Source organism: Nocardia sp. 852002-20019_SCH5090214 (assembly GCF_001665865.1).
In the GTDB taxonomy this organism is placed as follows: Bacteria; Actinomycetota; Actinomycetes; order Mycobacteriales; family Mycobacteriaceae; genus Nocardia; species Nocardia nova.
On sequence record NZ_LZMK01000220.1, the window covers coordinates 62,642 to 80,476 of the forward strand.

General features: G+C 69.1%; 17 protein-coding genes. 7 read left to right on the forward strand and 10 right to left on the reverse strand.

The annotated features are described in order from the left end of the window. Nucleotides 1-82: 82 nt before the first annotated feature. The gene (locus A5780_RS17485; RefSeq protein WP_064902397.1) at nucleotides 83-949 is read right to left on the reverse strand and encodes a MerR family transcriptional regulator; all 867 of its coding nucleotides are present in this window, start codon (nucleotides 947-949) and stop codon (nucleotides 83-85) included. Between the two features lie 222 nt (nucleotides 950-1,171). Here A5780_RS17485 and A5780_RS17490 point away from each other — a divergent pair, with 222 nt between their 5' ends. From A5780_RS17490 to A5780_RS17500, 3 genes are read left to right on the forward strand one after another with little or no spacing between them, the layout of a single operon-like run. After that, a complete protein-coding gene (locus tag A5780_RS17490) occupies nucleotides 1,172-1,882 on the forward strand; it encodes a lipocalin family protein (RefSeq protein ID WP_369817495.1) in 711 nt (236 codons plus the stop codon). Nucleotides 1,883-1,939: 57 nt separating this feature from the next. After that, nucleotides 1,940-3,262 (forward strand): deoxyribodipyrimidine photo-lyase, encoded by a 1,323-nt coding sequence (locus A5780_RS17495; protein ID WP_063011284.1) that lies wholly within the window; start codon nucleotides 1,940-1,942, stop codon nucleotides 3,260-3,262. Nucleotides 3,263-3,286: 24 nt separating this feature from the next. Beyond that, the gene (locus A5780_RS17500) at nucleotides 3,287-4,759 is read left to right on the forward strand and encodes an SDR family oxidoreductase (protein WP_064902399.1); all 1,473 of its coding nucleotides are present in this window, start codon (nucleotides 3,287-3,289) and stop codon (nucleotides 4,757-4,759) included. Here the strand turns inward: A5780_RS17500 and A5780_RS17505 are convergent. The 3 genes from A5780_RS17505 to A5780_RS17515 are packed head-to-tail and all read right to left on the reverse strand — an operon-like array spanning nucleotide 4,754 to nucleotide 8,374. Continuing rightward, nucleotides 4,754-5,686, reverse strand: coding sequence for a phytoene/squalene synthase family protein (locus A5780_RS17505; RefSeq protein WP_064908958.1), 933 nt, complete (start codon nucleotides 5,684-5,686; stop codon nucleotides 4,754-4,756). The genes A5780_RS17500 and A5780_RS17505 overlap by 6 nt on opposite strands. Before the next feature lie 10 nt (nucleotides 5,687-5,696). Further along, nucleotides 5,697-7,235 carry a phytoene desaturase family protein gene (gene crtI / locus A5780_RS17510; RefSeq protein ID WP_064908959.1) on the reverse strand — a complete coding sequence of 513 codons (1,539 nt, stop codon included), beginning with the start codon at nucleotides 7,233-7,235 and terminating at the stop codon, nucleotides 5,697-5,699. An 11-nt stretch (nucleotides 7,236-7,246) separates the two neighbouring features. Beyond that, a complete protein-coding gene (locus A5780_RS17515) occupies nucleotides 7,247-8,374 on the reverse strand; it encodes a polyprenyl synthetase family protein (RefSeq protein WP_342751595.1) in 1,128 nt (375 codons plus the stop codon). Nucleotides 8,375-8,718: 344 nt separating this feature from the next. Here A5780_RS17515 and A5780_RS17520 point away from each other — a divergent pair, with 344 nt between their 5' ends. Then, on the forward strand, nucleotides 8,719-9,216 hold the full coding sequence (locus A5780_RS17520) for a DUF6764 family protein (RefSeq protein ID WP_063022904.1): 498 nt from the start codon (nucleotides 8,719-8,721) through the stop codon (nucleotides 9,214-9,216). Nucleotides 9,217-9,396: 180 nt separating this feature from the next. Next, nucleotides 9,397-10,791 (forward strand): glutamine synthetase family protein, encoded by a 1,395-nt coding sequence (locus tag A5780_RS17525; RefSeq protein WP_231982990.1) that lies wholly within the window; start codon nucleotides 9,397-9,399, stop codon nucleotides 10,789-10,791. A 28-nt stretch (nucleotides 10,792-10,819) separates the two neighbouring features. Here A5780_RS17525 and A5780_RS17530 read toward each other — a convergent pair whose 3' ends face one another. Continuing rightward, entirely contained in the window at nucleotides 10,820-11,308 is a 489-nt protein-coding gene (locus A5780_RS17530; protein WP_082976529.1) for a hypothetical protein, read from the reverse strand. Between the two features lie 110 nt (nucleotides 11,309-11,418). Between A5780_RS17530 and A5780_RS17535 the strand changes: the two genes are divergently transcribed. Together A5780_RS17535 and A5780_RS17540 are read left to right on the forward strand one after the other, a co-directional pair. Further along, complete coding sequence (locus A5780_RS17535) at nucleotides 11,419-11,967, forward strand: TetR/AcrR family transcriptional regulator (protein ID WP_063011269.1); 549 nt, start codon at nucleotides 11,419-11,421, stop codon at nucleotides 11,965-11,967. A gap of 21 nt (nucleotides 11,968-11,988) precedes the next feature. Beyond that, nucleotides 11,989-12,795, forward strand: coding sequence for a methyltransferase domain-containing protein (locus A5780_RS17540; RefSeq protein WP_064908960.1), 807 nt, complete (start codon nucleotides 11,989-11,991; stop codon nucleotides 12,793-12,795). A gap of 7 nt (nucleotides 12,796-12,802) precedes the next feature. Here A5780_RS17540 and A5780_RS17545 read toward each other — a convergent pair whose 3' ends face one another. The 5 genes from A5780_RS17545 to A5780_RS17565 all read right to left on the reverse strand — a co-directional run bounded on the left by A5780_RS17545 (nucleotide 12,803) and on the right by A5780_RS17565 (nucleotide 17,820). After that, nucleotides 12,803-13,951, reverse strand: coding sequence for a cation:proton antiporter (locus tag A5780_RS17545; RefSeq protein WP_063011265.1), 1,149 nt, complete (start codon nucleotides 13,949-13,951; stop codon nucleotides 12,803-12,805). Nucleotides 13,952-14,100: 149 nt separating this feature from the next. Continuing rightward, complete coding sequence (locus A5780_RS17550; protein WP_064908961.1) at nucleotides 14,101-14,823, reverse strand: hypothetical protein; 723 nt, start codon at nucleotides 14,821-14,823, stop codon at nucleotides 14,101-14,103. A gap of 33 nt (nucleotides 14,824-14,856) precedes the next feature. Further along, entirely contained in the window at nucleotides 14,857-15,369 is a 513-nt protein-coding gene (locus tag A5780_RS17555) for a hypothetical protein (protein WP_064908962.1), read from the reverse strand. A gap of 138 nt (nucleotides 15,370-15,507) precedes the next feature. Further along, on the reverse strand, nucleotides 15,508-16,716 hold the full coding sequence (locus A5780_RS17560; RefSeq protein ID WP_063011342.1) for an alcohol dehydrogenase catalytic domain-containing protein: 1,209 nt from the start codon (nucleotides 16,714-16,716) through the stop codon (nucleotides 15,508-15,510). 327 nt (nucleotides 16,717-17,043) lie between these two features. Beyond that, nucleotides 17,044-17,820, reverse strand: coding sequence for an ATP-binding protein (locus A5780_RS17565; protein WP_063011259.1), 777 nt, complete (start codon nucleotides 17,818-17,820; stop codon nucleotides 17,044-17,046). Nucleotides 17,821-17,835: the final 15 nt, after the last annotated feature.

The following is a 17,835-nucleotide window of genomic DNA, read 5'->3' on the forward strand; positions in this document are numbered from 1 at the left end:
CTCGGGCTCTTGCCGAGCTGTCCGGGCGCGGAGTTCTGCTGCCGCGCCGGCCGGCGGGTGACGCCGATCAGCCTCGTTGCGGCTACACCTCCGCCGGGTGGGCGCCGGTCAGCTCTTTCAGCGCGGACCGGAGGTCGTCGACGATATCGGCGGTGTCCGGGGCGGGTACGTGCTGCCAGCCGGGGCCCGCCAGCAGGACGCGCGTGCCGCGGTCGGCGCAGGTGCGCACGGCCGAGAGGAGCGCGGTCGATTCCTGCTGTGACCACAGCACCGCTACCGAGCTCGACGCGCTGCGATCGAGGGCATCGCCGAGGGCTGGAGTGGGGACGTTGGGGCCCAGCATATTGGCCGGGACGTCGAGTTCGGCGAGTGCGGCGCGCAGGACCTCGAGTGGCAGGCAGTGGGCTTCGCCGCTGGTGCAGGCGAGCAGTACGGGGGCCGCGGACGCGTCGGCCGGGGGCGGGACCGCGCGGTGCAGTGCGGCCGTAATGCACCAGGACAGAAGGTGTTCGACGTCGATGCATCCGATGCCCGCTCCTTGCCGCTGGACGATCTCGGCGAAGGCCGGGCGGCACAGCCGGTCCCAGGTGTCGGCCACGCCGAACGCGCGAATGTGGGCGAAGAGCAACGCCTGCAGTGTGGTCGGGTCGGAGGCGAAGGCGGCATCGAGAAGTGATGCGTGGTCTCCGGCGACCGGCAGTGGCGCGCGCACGGACTCGGCCGCTCGCGCCGGGCTCGATCCACCTCGGACGAGCACGACCATGCGCTCGAGCCGGGCGATATCGGCTTCGGAGTACAGGCGGTGGCGCCCGCGCCGATGCTGGGAGGGGCCGATGCCGTAGCGCTGATTCCAACTGCGCAGCGTCGCGGTGGGAATGCCGATGCGTTCCGCGACGGTACGTACCGAGAATCCGGCTGCGTCGTTGTCGGGGGGCAAGGCATCGGACATGACGATCATTCTGCCTTTCACGGGCATGGGCGCCGCAAGGTCGCAGTGCTCGAGGTCGCAGTGCTGCGGTGCCCGCGCGGTAGTGGGCGGCGGTAGGGGACGGCGGTAGGCGACGACGGAGCGGCGTGGGGACGACACTCCCATTATGCATCGATTCCGCATCGATTACTGTAGGATCGGCAGTGTTGTCGAACCCATGCTCATCGAACAGAGGAGTCGCAGGTGCTCGAACATCGCTCGCAGGTAGACCGCCCCGGAGGTATCGACGGGAAGGTGGTGAGAATGCTGGCCGGTGGTGCCCGTCGGCTGGTCCTCTTCGCTGCGACAGCGATGCGCCCGGCACGGCTGGCCGGTGTCGCCGTCCTGGCGGCGGTCGTGTTCGGTGGCGTCGCGGCACCGGCGGGGGCGAGCCCGACGCCCGCGGCGGGACCGGCTCCCGTTCCCTCGCTCGATCTGAACCGTTACCTGGGAACGTGGTATCAGCTCGCCGCGGTTCCGCAGTTTTTCAATCTCGTCTGTGCTCGCGATACGCGCGCCGAGTACGCCGCCCTTCCGAACGGTGATGTGTCCGTTCACAATTCGTGCACCACGTGGTCGGGTGCGCCCAACGACATTCAGGGCGCGGCGCGCGTGGTCGATCCGGTGACCGGGGCACAGTTGCGCGTCGCGTTCCCCGGGGTGCCGACACAGGAAAGCCTGGACGGCCCGCCCAACTACATCGTGACCGCTCTCGGGCCGGACTACTCCTGGGCTCTCGTCACCGACCCCTTCCGGATCTCCGGATTCGTGCTGTCTCGCACGCCTGCACTGGACGCGGACCAGTGGAATCAGATCGTCGCGGCGATCGTCGCCGCCGGTGAGCAGCCGTGCCTGTACCTGACCTCGCCGGTGACCGGTGGGCGAGACGACATCACCCCGCTGTGCCGGATCTGAGCTCGGCTCGATGCGACCTATCAGCCTGGCGAGTCCGGTGAGTGGAGGTGAGTGGCGATGGGTGTGGCGATAGCTTTGTTCACCCGTGACCTGCGGGTGCACGACAATCCGATGCTGACCGCGGCGCAGCGTGCAGGCGATGCGGTTGTCCCGCTGTTCGTCCTCGACGAATCGTTGGTCACCGGCTCGGAGGCCGCGCCCAACCGGGTGCGATTCCTCGCCGCCGCGCTGGACGAGCTCGACGGCGAATTGCGAGCGCGCGGCGGGCATCTCGTGCTGCGGCGCGGCAAGGTCGTCGACGAGGTGGAGCGGATCGTCGCCCAGTCACAGGCGGAGTCGGTGCATCTCGCCGCCGAGGTCAGCCACTACGGCAAGCGCCGCGAATCGGCTCTGCGCGACAGGCTCGAATCTCACGGTTGCCGCGTGCAGACGCACCCCGCGACGGTGACCAGCGTGGACATCGATGCGATCGAGCCGAGCACCGGACGCGATCATTTCGCGGTGTTCACGCCGTACTTCCGGCGCTGGGAAACCGCTCGCCACCGCAGTCCGCTGCCACCGCCGAAAGATCTCACCGTGCCGTCGTTGGACGGGAAACAACCCGGCCTCGACAAGCTCCGCGCCGCGCGGGCTTCGCCCAACCTGCGGGTCGGAGGCGAGACGACGGGGCGAAAGATGTTGCGCCGCTGGCTGTCCGATGCGGTCACCGCGTACGCGGATACCAACGACGATCTCGCGGCCGACGCCACCTCGCATCTCTCGCCGTATCTGCACTTCGGATGCCTGTCCGCCGCGGAGGTGGTGTCGCGCCTGGACCTGTCGGATCCGGGTGCGCACAGTTTCGCCCGGCAATTGGCCTGGCGCGATTTTCATCATCAGGTACTGGCGGCCCGGCCCGCGGCGGCGTGGTCCGACTACCGCCCGGGGCCGGTCGAGGTCCGTCAGGACCAGCAGGCGTTCGAGGCGTGGACGCACGGTCGTACCGGTTTCCCGATCGTCGACGCGCCGATGCGCCAGCTGCGTGACGAAGGATGGATGCCGGGCCGCGCGCGGCTGATCACCGCATCGTTCCTGGCCAAAACGCTACGGTTGGATTGGCGGATCGGCGCCGCCCATTTCCGGTACTGGCTGGTCGACGGTGATGTGGCGAACAACCAGATGAACTGGCAATGGGTCGCGGGCACCGGAACCGACACCCGCCCCAATCGCACACTCAATCCGCTGCGGCAAGCGAACCGTTTCGACCCCGAGGGTGCGTACGTACGGCGCTGGTTGCCCGAACTCGCCCACCTGTCCGGTGCGGCGGTGCACCGGCCGTGGCGCGAGGATGTCGATGACGCGACCTATCCGGCGCCGATTGTGGAAGTGCCCGGCATGTAGTCGATTCGGTGATCAGGAGACGGTATGCGATGTGTGGTGTTCGGTGCGACCGGCTACATCGGCGGCCGCCTGGTGCCCGAGCTACTGGCCGCGGGGCACGAGGTGCGGGTGCTGGCCCGCACACCCGCCAAACTCGACGACGCCGCGTGGCGCGACAGCGTGGAAGTCCTGCGCGGTGACGTGCTCAGCGCCGAGGACGTGGCCGCGGTGTGCGCCGACGCGGATGTGCTCTACTACCTGGTGCATTCGCTGACGCGAACGGATTTCGACGAGGTCGACCGCCGCGCGGCGACACTGGTGGCAGAGCAGGCCGCCCGAGCGGGGGTACGCCGGATCGTGTACCTGGGCGGCATCGTCCCGCCCGGCCAGCGACTGTCGCGGCATCTGTCCTCCCGCGCCGAGGTCGGTCGCATCCTGCTCGCGGGATCGGTTCCGGCGATTGCGATGCAGGCCGCCGTGATCATCGGATCCGGTTCGGCCAGTTTCGAAATGCTGCGCTATCTCACCGAACGGCTCCCGGTGATGGTCACGCCGCGATGGGTCCGCAACCGCATCCAGCCGATCGCGGTGCGCGATGTGCTGTACTACCTGACGCGGGCGGCCGAACTGCCGCCGGATGTGCGCGGTGCTTTCGACATCGGCGGTCCGGATGTGCTCACCTACGAACAGATGATGCGCGATTACGCGGAAGTGGCGCGGCTGCCGCGGCGCGTGATCGTCCCGGTCCCGGTTCTCACACCGTGGCTCTCGGCACAATGGGTCAATCTCGTGACCCCGGTGCCCAAGGCGATCGCGGTGCCGCTGATGGAATCGCTGGTCAACGACGTGGTCTGCGAAGATCACGCGATCGCCGAGCACATCCCCGATCCGGCGCGGGGATTGATCGACTACCGCACGGCGGTCGAATTGGCGTTGACGCGTATCCGCGACCTCGATGTCCCCACCCGCTGGTCGGATGCCGATCAGCTCGGTAGTGAACCGTCGTCCCCGCTGCCCACCGATCCCGCGTGGTCGGGCGGTTCCCTCTACGTCGATGTACGAGAACGCCACACCCGGGCCGATCCGGCGACGCTGTGGTCGGTGATCGAATCCATCGGTGGCGAATACGGCTGGTATTCGTTTCCGCTGGCGTGGTCGTTGCGCGGCTGGATCGATCGACTGGCCGGCGGCGTCGGTTTGCGGCGGGGCAGGCGGGATCCGCATCGGCTGCACGCCGGCGAGGCGCTGGACTGGTGGCGTGTGGAACGCATCGAGCGACCGCACACTCTGGTGTTGCGCGCGGAGATGCGGGTGCCCGGGCGGGCATGGCTGGAGCTGAGCGTGGACACGGACGCGCGCGGCACGGTCTACCGGCAGCGGGCCGTATTCGACCCGCACGGTCTGGCCGGTCATCTGTACTGGAAGGCCATCGTTCCCTTCCATGCGCTCATCTTCGGCGGGATGACCCGCAACATCACGGGCGCGGCCGAAGAGGCTGCGGCGCAGCCGGTTTCATAGCCCCGGCTGCGCCTGCCTGGACCGGAGCGCGCGGGCGAGACCGCGGCTGCCCACCGCGGCACGCCGTGGGATACCGACGCGGGCACGATGAACGAAGATGTCGAAATCCAAACTCTCGATGCGATCCAGAATTTCCGAATAGAGGGTGAGCGCGGTGGTGACGCACGGCCGCGACCGTGGCGCGAGCAAGGCGATACCGGCGCGGGCGTAGTCGTAGATGTCGCGAGTGTGCGCATGCTGGGCGACCAGAGCGCGCCGGACGCGCGGGTCGGTGCGGCGGTGCGCCTGACACCACAGCAGCAGGTCACGGTCGACGCCGTAGGCGGCCAGTTCGTCTGCCGGCAGATACACCCGGTCTCGGACCAGGTCCTCGTCCACGTCGCGCAGAAAGTTGGTCAGCTGGAAGGCTTTTCCGAGCGCGGCGGCGTAGGGAGCGGCCTCGTCCACCGGGCACACCGTGCCCAGCACCGGCAAGACCTGTAACCCGATGACTTCGGCGGAACCGTAGACGTAGCGGTCCAGCGCACGCCGATCCGGATAGTCGGTGACGGTGAGATCCATGCGCATCGACTCCAGGAACGAGTCGAACAGCGCCGGAGCGATGCGGTAGGAGTGCGCCGTGTGCAGTACGGCCGGGAGGACGGCGTCGGCGTCGGCGTCCTCGCTGGTGAACTGCGCGGCCAGCGCATCCAGTCGTGCCGCTCGCTCGGTGACCGGACGGCTCGGGTCGATGTCGTCGAGGATGTCGTCGGCGCGGCGGGCGAAGCCGTAGAGCGCGTGGATCGCCGGACGCTGGTCGGGGGCGAGTAACCGGGTGGCGAGGAAGAAGGTCTTGCCGTGGCGGGCGTTGAGCGTCCGGCAGGCGCGATAGGACTGCTGCAGTCGGGTATCGGCGCGGCCGTTGTCGAGAAAGGCGATGGGGGACATGAGTTTCCGATCAGCGGATGATGGCGGCGGTCGAAGTGGACAGGGCGGACGCGCGTCGGCGTGCGGGCAGTGCAGAAGGCATCGGTCCGGTGACGCGGTCCGCGGCGAGCCGGCCGGAAATCAGCACGGGCGGTATGCCGACACCGGGGACGGTGCTGCCGCCCGCCAGCACCACGTTCTCGAGTCCGCGGATCATGTTGGCCGGGCGGAAGGGTCCGGTTTGGGTGACGGTGTGGGCCAACGCGAAGGGGCTTCCGGCCAGCATGCCGCGCCGCGCCCAGTCGGCAGGAGTGGTGATGTGGAGCAACCGGGGATCGGTCAGTGGGATCGGCAAGCGATCCTGGACGGTGGTCAGAATCTCCTCGGCGTAGGCGGGGCCGAAGCGGTCCCAATTGATCGGTCCGCGAACGAGATTCGGTACGGGAGCGAGGATGTAGAGCAGGTCGCGTCCGGGTGGGGCCAGGCTCGGGTCACCCGCGGTGGGCCTGGTGACCAACAGTGACGGATCTGTCATGACGCTGCCGCGAGCGATGATGTCGTCGAAGGCTTCGTCCCAGGCGCGGCCGAAGAGCAGATGGTGGTGCGCCGCTCGGGGCATCGCCTCGCAGCCGACGTGCAGCACGACCGCGGACGGTGCCGCCGTGGGACGCAGCGGGCGGCGCGGGGAATGGCCCGTCAGCCGGTAGGTGTCGGACAACTCGGTGGTGAGCACGACCGCATCGCACGGGATGCGCTCGCCGGTATCGGTGACGACTGTGCGGATCCGGGATCCGGTGCGGTCCAGGCTCGCCACGGCGGTGTCGTAGCGGATCTCGACGCCGGCGTCCTGCGCCGCCGCGGCGAGCGCGTCGGGTAGCGCTCGCATCCCGCCGCGCGGGAACCAGACGCCGGCGATCGTGTCCATATAGGCGATCACCGCGTATGCCGCTATCGCCCTCCTGGGCGCGACGCCGGCATACAGGGATTGAAAGGTGAACAGCCGCCGCAGTGCGGGATCGTCGATGTGCTGTGCGACCGCACGGTCCCAGCGGCGGAATCCTCCCATCGCCGCCAGTCGGGCCAGCGAAGGACGCAGCGCCGAGAGCGGCGAGTCGAAATTCGCCCCGATGAACGAGTCGAACTCGGTCCGGTAGAGCTGGGTCAGCCACGCGCGCAGTCGCCGGTATCCGGCCGCCTGCCCGGCTCCGGCGAACTCGGTGATCGCCGCGGCCATGCGTTCGGCGTCGCTGTGAACCTCGAGCTGACGCCCGTCGGCGAAATGGGCCCGGTAGGCCGGATCCACCGGCACCAGCGACAGGCGGTCGTCCATCTGCTCGCCGACCGCGGCGAACGTCTCCTCGACCAGGTGTGGCATGGTCAGCACGGTAGGGCCGGTGTCGAGACGGTAGCCGTCCACATCGACGCGACCGGTGCGGCCGCCGGGAACCGAATCCCGTTCCAGCACGGTGACTTTGCGGCCGCGGCCGGCCAGGTGCAGCGCCGCCGACAGTCCGGCCAGCCCCGCTCCGACTACGACGATATGGTTGCTGAGACCGATGGTCGTGCGCATGGTCTTCCTCCTCAGGGGTGCCGGGTGACGCAGATGAGGCCCATACCGTCGAGTACGCGGCGCATCGGTTCGGGCAGGGTCGTGCTCTCGATGGTGCGCCGCGCCTCGCCGACGCGATCGCTGATCATCGCCTCGATCCGGGCGGGTGCTCCGGAGTCGGTGATCAGGGCGCGCAGTCTGTCGGTGGCGCCGGCGTCGACGACCGGTGCGGACAGCAGCGTGTCGAGTTCGCGGCGGGCGGCGGGGTCGGCGAGCTGGCGGGCGGCGATCACCACGGTGGTCGCCTTGTGCTGAGTCAGATCTCCGTCACCGGGTTTGCCTGTGGCATCGGGGGTTCCGAATACTCCCAGCAGGTCGTCGCGCATCTGGAATGCCTCGCCGACGGCGCGTCCGTACCGGCTCAGCGCCGACAGGGTCGACTCGTCGCATCCGGCCATCGCCGCGCCGAGTTCGAGCGGCCGGCGCACGGTGTAGTTGCCGGATTTCGCACGTGCCAGCGCCAATACCTGCCCGAAATCCGGTTCCGTGCGGACGTCGTTGAGCAGATCGCCGAACTGTCCCACCGCCAGCTCGATGCGCATCTCGTCGAAGCGCGGCCACACGCGGTACAGGCAATCGGGGCGAATCCCGCTCTCGCGCAGCATCTTGTCCGCCCAGACCAGGCAGATATCGCCGAGGAGCACGGCCGCCGACTCGCCGAAACGACCCGCGTCGCCGGGCATTCGCCGGTTCCGATGTGCGTCGGCGAAGGCGACATGCCCCGTGGGCGCGCCGCGGCGTAGCTCCGACTCGTCCATCACATCGTCCTGGATCATCGCGAAGGCATGGACAAGTTCCAGCGCGGCGGCGGCTCGCAGTGCGGCGGCGTCGGGGGCCTCGCCGCACAGCCAGCCGATGTACATGAACGTCGATCGCAGGCATTTGCCGCCTGCCACGTATCGGCGAGCGATGTCGTCGACGGCGATTTCCTGGACGGCGCCTATGCGGTTCTCGCGCAGGAACGCGTCCAGTTCGGTCAGGACTCGATCCCGTACCGCGGTACGCCACCGCACGACACCGTCCACGGTATTCACCGGGTGATCGGCCAGAATTGTTGCAGGGGAACACAATCGGTGCGAATTGTCGATAGTGACGCTCACGTCCACTCCTCGGTTCGGCGGTACAGCGATATGGGGTGCCGGCTGGCTCTCCGAGGTGGGGATCGAGACCGCGTATTCCGGCCCGTCCGGGGATCCTCCCTCGACGTCTGAACCCAAGGCTACAGCAAACGATGCATAAATGATGCACATGAGCGGAAGTTGTCCGTCTCGGCCGGGCATGCGCCGGGTGACCTCGATGAGCGGTTCGGAACGGCTTCGTGCGAGGTAGGGACGGACGGACGACGTCATGCTGCAATCGATGCAACAAAAAGACGAGACGCATCGTTTATGCATCGAATTCCGGGGTACCCTGGCCGAGAACCATCCAATCAGAGGAGGCCCTCATGTCTCGTTCTTCCGCGCGACGCGCGCTGTTCGCTCTCGTTTCCGGCGGAGGTATCGCCTTGACCTCGGCCGCCTTGCTGGCCGCGCCGGCCCAAGCCGACTCCACCAGCTGTCCGGCGCCGGGCGCCAGCTCGGTCGCCCAGACGGGTGCCGATGCCGCGTGTTCGGCCACCAGTGCCGGTGGGAGCGCGGCGGCCGCCTACGGCATCAACGGTACGGCCACGGCGAATGCCGGGCCGACGAGTTTGTCGCTGGCCATCGCGCAGGGCGGTGGTATCGCCCGCTCCACGTCGGGGCCGTGGTCGGGGCCCGCGGCGATCGCGGTCGGACCCGGCGCGACGGCCGACCTGAGCGGGGTCCGTCCCGGGCTGGCCATCGGCATCGCCGGGCCGGGCGCCACGGTCACGGTCTCCGGCGTCGGGACGCCGGTATGCAGCGGCGGCCCCGGTTTCGCGGGCGATTTCCAGACCTTCCAGGGCTGCCTGTCCATGCGGTGATCTCGGGCGTCGCGGATGGTCCTCGAGTAGGTTCCGGGTGAGTGGGTGCCGTCGAGTGATCCGGCGTGGTAGCGGCGGAAGTGCGGGCGATCGAGACATCGGCGCGTAGTCTCGAACGCGGCAACCCGCCGGCGATTGTGTCTGGTTGTGCCGGCTTCCATCGAACTCCCGGGAGTCGACGTGGAACCACTGACCGAGCAGTTGCGCCGCGACCGCGCGGATCGGGCGAGCGCCGTCGCCGCCACGCTGAGTGCCCGCGACATCGACGCCGTGGCGGTCACCTGGGTCGACACCAGCGGCATCGTCCGGATGAAAGCCGTTCCGGTGGAACGGTTCTCCCACGCGGCGGCCTGGGGGATCGGCGCCTCGCCGGTCTTCGACGCATTCCTGGTCGACGATTCCATCCTGACCGAGCATGTCGCCGGCGGCCCGACCGGTGACCTACGGCTGTACCCGGACCTCGATCGGGTCACCGCCGTCGCCGCGCTTCCGGGATGGGCATGGGCGCCCGCGGATCGCTATACGCAAAGCGGTACGCCGCACCCCCGCGATTCCCGGTTGCTGCTGCGCCGGCTCGTCGCCGAGCTGGCCGACGACGGCTACGAATTGCGCACCGCGATCGAATTGGAATGGACGTTGTCGCGCCCCGACCCGGCCGACCCGGATACGTTCTGCCCCGCCACCTCGGCGCCCGCTTACGGGATGGCCAGGCTGAGCGAGCTGGCCGCGTATCTGCGCGATGTGGTGTCGAAGGTGCGCGACAGCGGTATCGGCGTCGAGCAGATACATCCCGAATACGAGGTGGGACAGTTCGAACTCTCCATCGCCTCCGGTGATCCCGTCCGCACCGCCGACAACGCGGTGCTGGTGCGCGAGATCGTCCGGGCCGTCAGCGGTGCTCACGGCTTGCGGGCGACGTTCAGCCCGGTGGTCGTGCCCGGTGTCGTCGGGAACGGCGGCCACGTCCATCTGAGCCTGTGGCGGGAAGGGGTGAACCGGATGTACGGCGGTCCCGGTCCTTTCGGAATCGGTGCGGAGGGGGAGCACTTCGCCGCGGGAATCCTGGACCGCCTGCCCGCGCTACTGACCGTCGGCTGCCCGGCCGTGGCAAGCTACCTGCGCTTGCAGCCCAGTCACTGGGCGGGTGTCTTCCGATGCTGGGGATTGGAGAACCGGGAGGCCGCCCTGCGCTACATCACCGGAAGCGAAGGTGAGCGCGACCGCGCGGCCAATATCGAGATCAAGACGTTCGACGCCGCCGCCAACCCGTACCTGGCGTTGGCGGGCCTGCTGGCGGCGGGCCGAGCGGGCTTGCAGGCGGGCACGACCCTGCCCGAGCCGGTCGCCGGCGATCCGGCGCGACTCGACTCCGCCACCCGGTCCGCGCGCGGGATCACCCCGTTGCCCACCACACTCGCCGACGCGGTGGCGGCCTTCGAAGCCGACGAGGCGCTGTGCGCGGCATTCGGCGACGACCTCGCCGACACCATCGGCAGCGTGCGGCGCGGTGAGATCGCGCTGTTCGCCGATGCCACGCCCGAGCAGATCGCCGACGCCTGCAGGTGGAGGTACTGAGCCGCGTCGCGAGGTACCGACCGCTCGATCACCTCGCCGCCGGCTCCGCACTGCCGGCTCGTTCGAGAAGTGAGCGCACGAACGCCAGATGGCCGGGGACCACGGCGAACCACACATCCGGCGCGCGTGTCCCGCGCATGGCCGCGAAGGTGGCCAGCGCGACGACGCCGTCACGGATCTCGAGCGCCAGTTCGCCGTGGAATCCGAGACCCGAATCGGCCCGCAGCAGAAGGCATTCCGGTGCGGAGAAGGTGATGCGCCAACCGGCGACGGTGTCCGGCGCGCCGGGGGTGAGGCCGAGTTCGATACCGGCCCACGCCGCCCGCAATCGCCTACGAACGTCCTCGGGAACGTCCTCCATGATCGCGCGGGCCCACTGCTCGGCGGTCCGGGCGGTGGCGGCCGGGGTTTCCAGCACGTGGCTGTCGATGTAGACGACGTCGTCCAGGGTGGTGAGGGCGAGCAGGTCGGCGGTGATTCCGCATTGGCGGACGGTGGGGGAGGTGTGCACGGACATGACGAGAACCTTCTGGTTTCGGTACTGCACGATAGATACAGAACAGTACTGTATCTATTGAAGGGTGATCTAATCAAGGGCATATCGAGCCGGTCGAGAAGGAGGACGTGATGGCGCCACCGGTGCGAACTCCGCGGCAGGCGTGGATCGATGCCGGGCTCTCCGTGCTGGAGCACCACGGCCCCGATGCGGTCCGGGTGGAGGCGCTGGCGGCGCAACTCGGCGTGACCCGCGGCGGCTTCTACCGGCAGTTCCGCTCCCGCGACGAACTACTCGAGGCGATGCTCGACGACTGGGAACGGCGCGCCGTCGACGATGTGCGCGAACAGGTCGAGCGCGAGGGCGGCGATCCGAAGCGCAAGATCCGGCGGGCGGGCACGCTGACCTTCGCCGAGGATCTGACGCCGCTGGATCTGGCCATCCGGGCATGGGCTCGGCGCGACCCGGCGGTGGAGGCGCGGCTGCGGAAAGTGGACAACGCCAGAATGGACTATCTGCGCACGCTGCTGCGGAACTCCGGCGTCGCACCCGAGGATGTGGAAGCCGTTGCGCTGCTGTCTTTTTCGATGGTCATCGCCAATCGCCTGATCAAGGCCGAGCATCCCGGCGAGAGCAGATCGGATGTGCTCGCCCACGCCGCACGCCTGCTGTTCGACTGATCGCGCGGGCATACTGGCGGGGTGAGCGATCAACGAGGCGTTCCTTCCTTCCACATCGACCAGGTCGACCACCCGGAGCAGGAGCTGATCGTCCGGATACTCGACAATCAGGCCGCCTTACCCGGCGTGGTGCGGATGCGCGAGTGGGCGCGCGCCGCGCTGGCGCTGCGACCCGGCGAAACCGCCCTCGATGTGGGCTCCGGCACCGGCACCGAAGTGGTGGAGCTGGCCGCTCTGGTCGGTCCGGCCGGGCGGGCCATCGGTATCGATCCGAATCCGTCGATGCTCGCGGTGGCGCGCGAGCGCGCCGCGGACGTATCGGCCGAATTCATCGAGGGATCGGCCTACGATCTGCCGCTGCCGGACGCATCCGTCGACGCGGTGCGCTGTGAGCGGGTCTATCAGCACCTCGACGATCCGGCGAAGGCCACCGCGGAGATCGCGCGGGTGCTGCGACCGGGCGGACGGGTGGTGCTGATCGACAGCGACTGGTCGACGGCGATCTTCCATCCCGGTGATCCCGAGGTCGTCGCGGCGTTGCAGCAGCGGATGGAAACCAACAGTCCGAATCGCAACTCCGGCAGGCATTTACGGGGACGGCTGGTCGACGCCGGCCTGCTGATCGACGACATCGGTTCCGAGGCCGTGATCTGGGAACCCGAGTCGATCCTCCCGATGTTCACGGCGGTCACCGACCGGGGTGTGGGCGACGGGCTGATCACCGCTGCCCAGCGCGACTACGTTCTGACCGAAATCCGGCGCGGTGCCGAGACCGGCGACTATCACTTCTCGGTGACCATGTTCGCGGTGGTGGCGCACAAACCCTGACCCTCGTTCACGGCGCGACGGGATCCGCCACCGGCGGCCGTCGCGCCGCGAGTGCGGCAGCCACCGCCGCCGCGACGATCGTCACCAGCGCGCCCAGCATCATCGCCGCGGCCTCGGCCGGGTGCAGCACATGCAGCTGGGTGCCGACGGTGACGGCGGCCACCGGTACACCGATCTGAGCGGCGGCCAGCGCGCCGAATGTGACCGGCTGGCCCAGCAGACGCATGAGCAGATGCACCAGCAGTGCGCCGGCTCCGAGCGCGAGCCCCAGCAGGATCAACCGCGGGCGATCGGCGAATTCCCGCAGGTTCAACCGAGCGCCCAGCCAGACGAAGAACAGGGGAGCGAGGAATCCGTCGGTCGCGGCGAACAATTGCCGTGCCACCCGGCGCGGTTCGCCGACTGCCGCGACGGCCAGTCCGGCCGTGAAGCCGGCCAGCATGATCGACACGTGCGTGCGGGTGGCGATGGCGGCCATCCCGAATACGAGGGCCAAACTGACCCGCAGTTCGAGGGCGAATTTGCGGCGTTCGGAGACTCGGTGCGCACGCCGGCGCAGCCCGGAGCGTTCCAGCCACCGCAGCAGCAAGAACAGCAGCACCGCGGTGCCGATCACCGCCAGCGCACCCAGCGCGGCGCGTCCGGCGTTACCCGCGTCGATCACCAGCGGTAGCGCGACGATCGACGCGGTGTCGGCGATGGCGACCTGTGCCGTCAGTTCGAGCACCGATCTGCCCTGCAGCCCTTGGGAATCGATGATCGGCAGCACCAGCGCGGCCGAGGAGGAGGCGAGCAGCACCGCATAGATCGCGCCGTGCCCGGTATCGAAGAAGCCGGCGAGCAGATAGCCGATCACGGCCGCGGCCGACCCGACCAGCACGGCTCGGAGGGCACCGATCCCCAGTGCCGAGCGGATCCGCGGATCGCGAATCGGGACATGGGTGCCGGCGACGAACATCACCAGCGCGAAACCCATATCGGCCAGGAAGGCGAATACCGGATCCGAGGCATCGAGCACCCCGAATCCGGTGACGCCGCAGACGATTCCGGCCAGCAGCTCGCCGACGATCACCGGTATGTGCCAGGCTTCGCGCCACGCCAGCAGCGGTCCCGCCAGCCCGAGCGCCAGCACCAGGGCCAGGGTGGACAAACTCATCGGTGCTTACTTCTTCCGCTCGATCTGCTGCCGCTCGACGTCGTGCACACTGTCCGCCGCGCACCACTCCCGGTCACGCCGACACGCCGTCGCCTGCCGTCCGGCGCCGTGCCCGGCCGCCTGCGCGGAGGGCCGGGCACGGCGGTGGCTCAGTGCGCGTTCTGCGCGTGCTCGGCCTGCAGCTGGTTGTACTTCTGTGTGCCCGCGGCGATTCCGACCGGAAGGGCGACCGCGACGCCGCCGACGCTCGCGCCGAGGCCACCCACCGCGACCACGCCGACCAGGCAGGCCGCGGCCATCGCGGGCACGGTCATGGTGCCGGCGGTGGCGACGGAGATGAGGGTGCCGCCGGTGGCGATCCCCAGTGGGCAGCCGACGGCCGCGCCGATCACCGAACCGGCCATCCCGCCGACCGCCATCGCCAGACCCATGTGCGGTGCCGCCGCGGCGACGGCCTGGTTGAGATCCGACATTTGGGTATCGGCGACCGAGCCGGGCTGTGCCGCAGTCGATTCCACGGCGCCGGCGACGGGCTGGGACGGCGCCGTCGGGCGAGCCGGATCGGCGGCCGCGGGAACCTCGATCGGAGTTCCGAGCAGTGTCCTGCCCGCACCGTCGCGAATGTCGAACTGTCCGGGGCGCACCGCCACCGCGCCGAGCGGAGTCTGCAGGGCCGCGGTTCCGGTGGTCGTGTCGTCCTGATAGCGGATGCCGGGGCCCAGGTCGGTGCTGGTCCACTCCGATTGCGGGGCAACGGGTGCGGGGGTGGAGGGTGCCGGAGCGACGACATCGGCCTGGGCGGCCCCGGCCGCCGCGACGACGGCGGTGGCGAGCAAGGTGGACACGGCGATGGTCCGGGTGGTGGTCTTCATGAATTCTTCCGCTCTGATCGGTGGGAGTGTCGATTACCGCGCGTTGCTCTCGGCCGGCATCGACTGTGCGATCAGGCCTTTGGAATGGAGCGAGTTGTACTGGTCACCCACCGCGTTCGCCAAGCTCGGGCCGCCGGTGGCGATGCCGCCGGCCATGCCACCGAGGAATCCGAGCGTGCCCGCGCCGAGAATGCATCCGCCCACGATGCCGATCGGAGTCAGCACCGGCACCGGAATGGTCAGCGTGCCGCCGGTGATCGCGCCGAGCGGGCAGCCGACCGCCAGGCCCGCCGCCGTGCCCACGACCTGGCCGACCGTGGAGTCGTTGGCCCACGCACCGGCGATGGTGTCGAACGCGTTCAGATATTCCGTGGTCGGATCGACCGGTGTTCCGGCGGGGGCGGCGGGATCGGCCGGTGTGCCCTGGTCGCCCGCGACCGCCACGGTCGCGGGCGACCCAGACTCGGCGAAGGCCGGAGCGGCGACGCCGACCGTGGCGGATGTGGCGAGAACCGCGATCGCGGCTGCGCGAATGACGTGACGCATGATTCTTCTTTCTCGATGCCTGATATCGCCCGTGCCCTCTCGGTTGGTGAACCGGGGGTTCTCACGAGCTGTCCGTACATTAGCCACCCGCGCTTCGCGCCGGCGCGGGGGCAGCCGGAGATGATCAGGCGGACAGACCTACATCGGCACCACGGTTTTCAGCCAGCCGGTCCGCCGGAGATCGAAGGCCTCGTAGGCATCGATCATCGACTGCGGTTCGGCGTGCTGGGTGATGAACCGGGTGGGATCGAGATCGCCACGTCCCACCTTGTCGAGCAGACCGGGCACGTAACGGTGGTGGTTGCAATTTCCGCCCTGCACGGTCAGATTGCGGTTCACGACGACCCCGAGGGGGAACCGGTCGAAGGTGGGCGGATACACGCCGATCACACCGACCGACCCGGCCTTCGCGACCGCCTGCACCGCCCAGCGCCCCGCCAGGCTCGGTGCGTCGCCGACCAGCCACTGACCGGAATCGATATTGCCTTCGGGTGCGGCGAGGCGGCGTTCTTCCTCGAAGACGTCGGTCTCGACCGGCAGGTGGTCTGCCGCCGGTCCCTGCTCGGGCCGTTGGGCGTCTACTCCGACCGCGTCGATGACGCGATCGGCGCCGATCCCGCCGGTCAGCTCGCGCGTCACCTCGACCGGATCCTCCCGGTGGAAGTCGATCGGTTCGGCGTTCTGGGCGCGTGCGGTTTCGAGCCGGTCGGCGATCCCGTCGACGACGAGCACCCGGCCCGCGCCCTGGCGAAAGGCCGAGGCGATCGCGCACTGCCCGACGACACCCGCGCCGAGGACCAGCACGGTGTCGCCCTCGCTGACCTGAGCGAGCCGGGCGCCGAACCAGCCGGTCGGCAACACGTCGGAGACCATGATCGCCTGGTCGTCGGAGACGCCCTCGGGCACCTTGACCAGGGTGTTGTTCGCATACGGGATGCGTGCGTACTCGGCCTGCAGGCCGTCGACCGGTCCTGTGGTCTCCGGTCCGCCGAAGAAGCTGGTGCCGGCCAGGGGGCCGTTCGGATTGGCCGTATCGCATTGGGCGGTATAGCCGCTGCGGCAGTAGGCACAGTGCCCGCACGACACCGTGGAGCACACGACCACGCGATCGCCCGGCGCGAATCCGCGTACCGCCGCACCGGTGTCGACGACCGTGCCGACGGCCTCGTGGCCGAGGACGGTGCCGGGCACCATGCCGGGCATCGTGCCGCGCACCAGATGCAGATCGGTACCGCAGATCGCGGACGAGGTGATCTGCACGATGGCGTCGGTGGGCTCTTGGATCTTCGGATCGTCGACGACGTCGAGACGGATATCGCCGACACCGTGCCAGACAACTGCTTTCACGTTCACTCCTCGATAGCGGGGTCGGATGTGGTGTTCGTGGCGGGCGCTGGGCCGGTCACTGGACGCCCTACCCCGCGGGCGGCGAGGTATTCCGGCGCGGCCGGTGGGAAAAGGTTCGATTCGCACCCGCCGGGTATGCGGTGAACAGGCGTCGTCGAGGCCCTCACTCAGCTGCTCGGACGACCACCCGGGACCGGTTCTCTGTTGAAAAGGAAGGGCGGTCCCGCTTCAGGTGCAGGGATAGCGTGGCGAACGGGACGCATCGAATCCGCTTGCAGGAGAGACGTTTCCGAGCCAAGGGAGCCGCAACCGGGCTCGGGGCCGCGGTCAGCTGACCTGCCGGTTCCGCGCGGTCGCCAGCGTCGCCCACACCACCTTGCCGGTCGGCCACCGCGGCGCGCATCCCCAGGCCGAGGCCAGCTCCGCCACGATGTGCAGGCCGTGCAGTCGGCGCCCGACGGAACCTGGTCCCGGTTCGCGGAGCACCGCTTCGCGGGGGTCGGGGTCGGCGACCGCGATGGTGAACAGATCTTCGCGATATTCCAGCCGCACGTCGATATCGGGCACGCCGGTGAAGTGGCCGTGCAGATCGGCGTTGTCGATGAATTCGGTGGCGATGATCTGCGCGGCCTCGCTGATCTCGGCGATGTCCCATTCGGCGCAGATGTCGTCGATGAGCCGGCGCGCTCGATGCCCGGTGACCGGGGAGAGCGTCATGGTCATGGCGGCCCGGCGGCGGATCGGCGGTTCGCCCGAGGCGGCGACGGCGGCGGCGACGCTCGGCTGCACCGCGAGGAACCGGCGGATCGCGCTGCGTCCGAGCCGGCGGCGTAGTTCGGTGTCCTCGGCGACGAGGAGAATCGGCACGCCCGGCCAGTTCGCGGTGCGCAGCCGGGCGCTGGTGAACGCGGTGAGGGCGGTTTCGGTGGCGATGGTCATGCGGTCGACGCGGACGATGACCGCGCGGGGCTGTTCGACGACGAACTTCACGAGGTCGTCGGTGAATCGGCGGTACGTCACCGCGTCGAGCGTGATATCGGGGTCGAGCACCACACAGCGATCGATTTCCGTCGGCTCCCAGCAGATGGGCGGAACGGTACTCATGGCGAATCGCATTCG

Coding starts and splice junctions, on each gene's coding strand:
- A5780_RS17505 (WP_064908958.1), bottom strand. CDS start 5,686: ATGTCCCCCATCGCCTTTCTCGACAACGGCCGCGCCGATACCCGACTG.
- A5780_RS17555 (WP_064908962.1), bottom strand. CDS start 15,369: ATGCGTCACGTCATTCGCGCAGCCGCGATCGCGGTTCTCGCCACATCC.
- A5780_RS17565 (WP_063011259.1), bottom strand. CDS start 17,820: ATGAGTACCGTTCCGCCCATCTGCTGGGAGCCGACGGAAATCGATCGC.
- A5780_RS17485 (WP_064902397.1), bottom strand. CDS start 949: ATGTCCGATGCCTTGCCCCCCGACAACGACGCAGCCGGATTCTCGGTA.
- A5780_RS17535 (WP_063011269.1), top strand. CDS start 11,419: ATGGCGCCACCGGTGCGAACTCCGCGGCAGGCGTGGATCGATGCCGGG.
- A5780_RS17550 (WP_064908961.1), bottom strand. CDS start 14,823: ATGAAGACCACCACCCGGACCATCGCCGTGTCCACCTTGCTCGCCACC.
- A5780_RS17500 (WP_064902399.1), top strand. CDS start 3,287: ATGCGATGTGTGGTGTTCGGTGCGACCGGCTACATCGGCGGCCGCCTG.
- crtI (WP_064908959.1), bottom strand. CDS start 7,235: ATGCGCACGACCATCGGTCTCAGCAACCATATCGTCGTAGTCGGAGCG.
- A5780_RS17495 (WP_063011284.1), top strand. CDS start 1,940: ATGGGTGTGGCGATAGCTTTGTTCACCCGTGACCTGCGGGTGCACGAC.
- A5780_RS17530 (WP_082976529.1), bottom strand. CDS start 11,308: ATGTCCGTGCACACCTCCCCCACCGTCCGCCAATGCGGAATCACCGCC.
- A5780_RS17545 (WP_063011265.1), bottom strand. CDS start 13,951: ATGAGTTTGTCCACCCTGGCCCTGGTGCTGGCGCTCGGGCTGGCGGGA.
- A5780_RS17520 (WP_063022904.1), top strand. CDS start 8,719: ATGTCTCGTTCTTCCGCGCGACGCGCGCTGTTCGCTCTCGTTTCCGGC.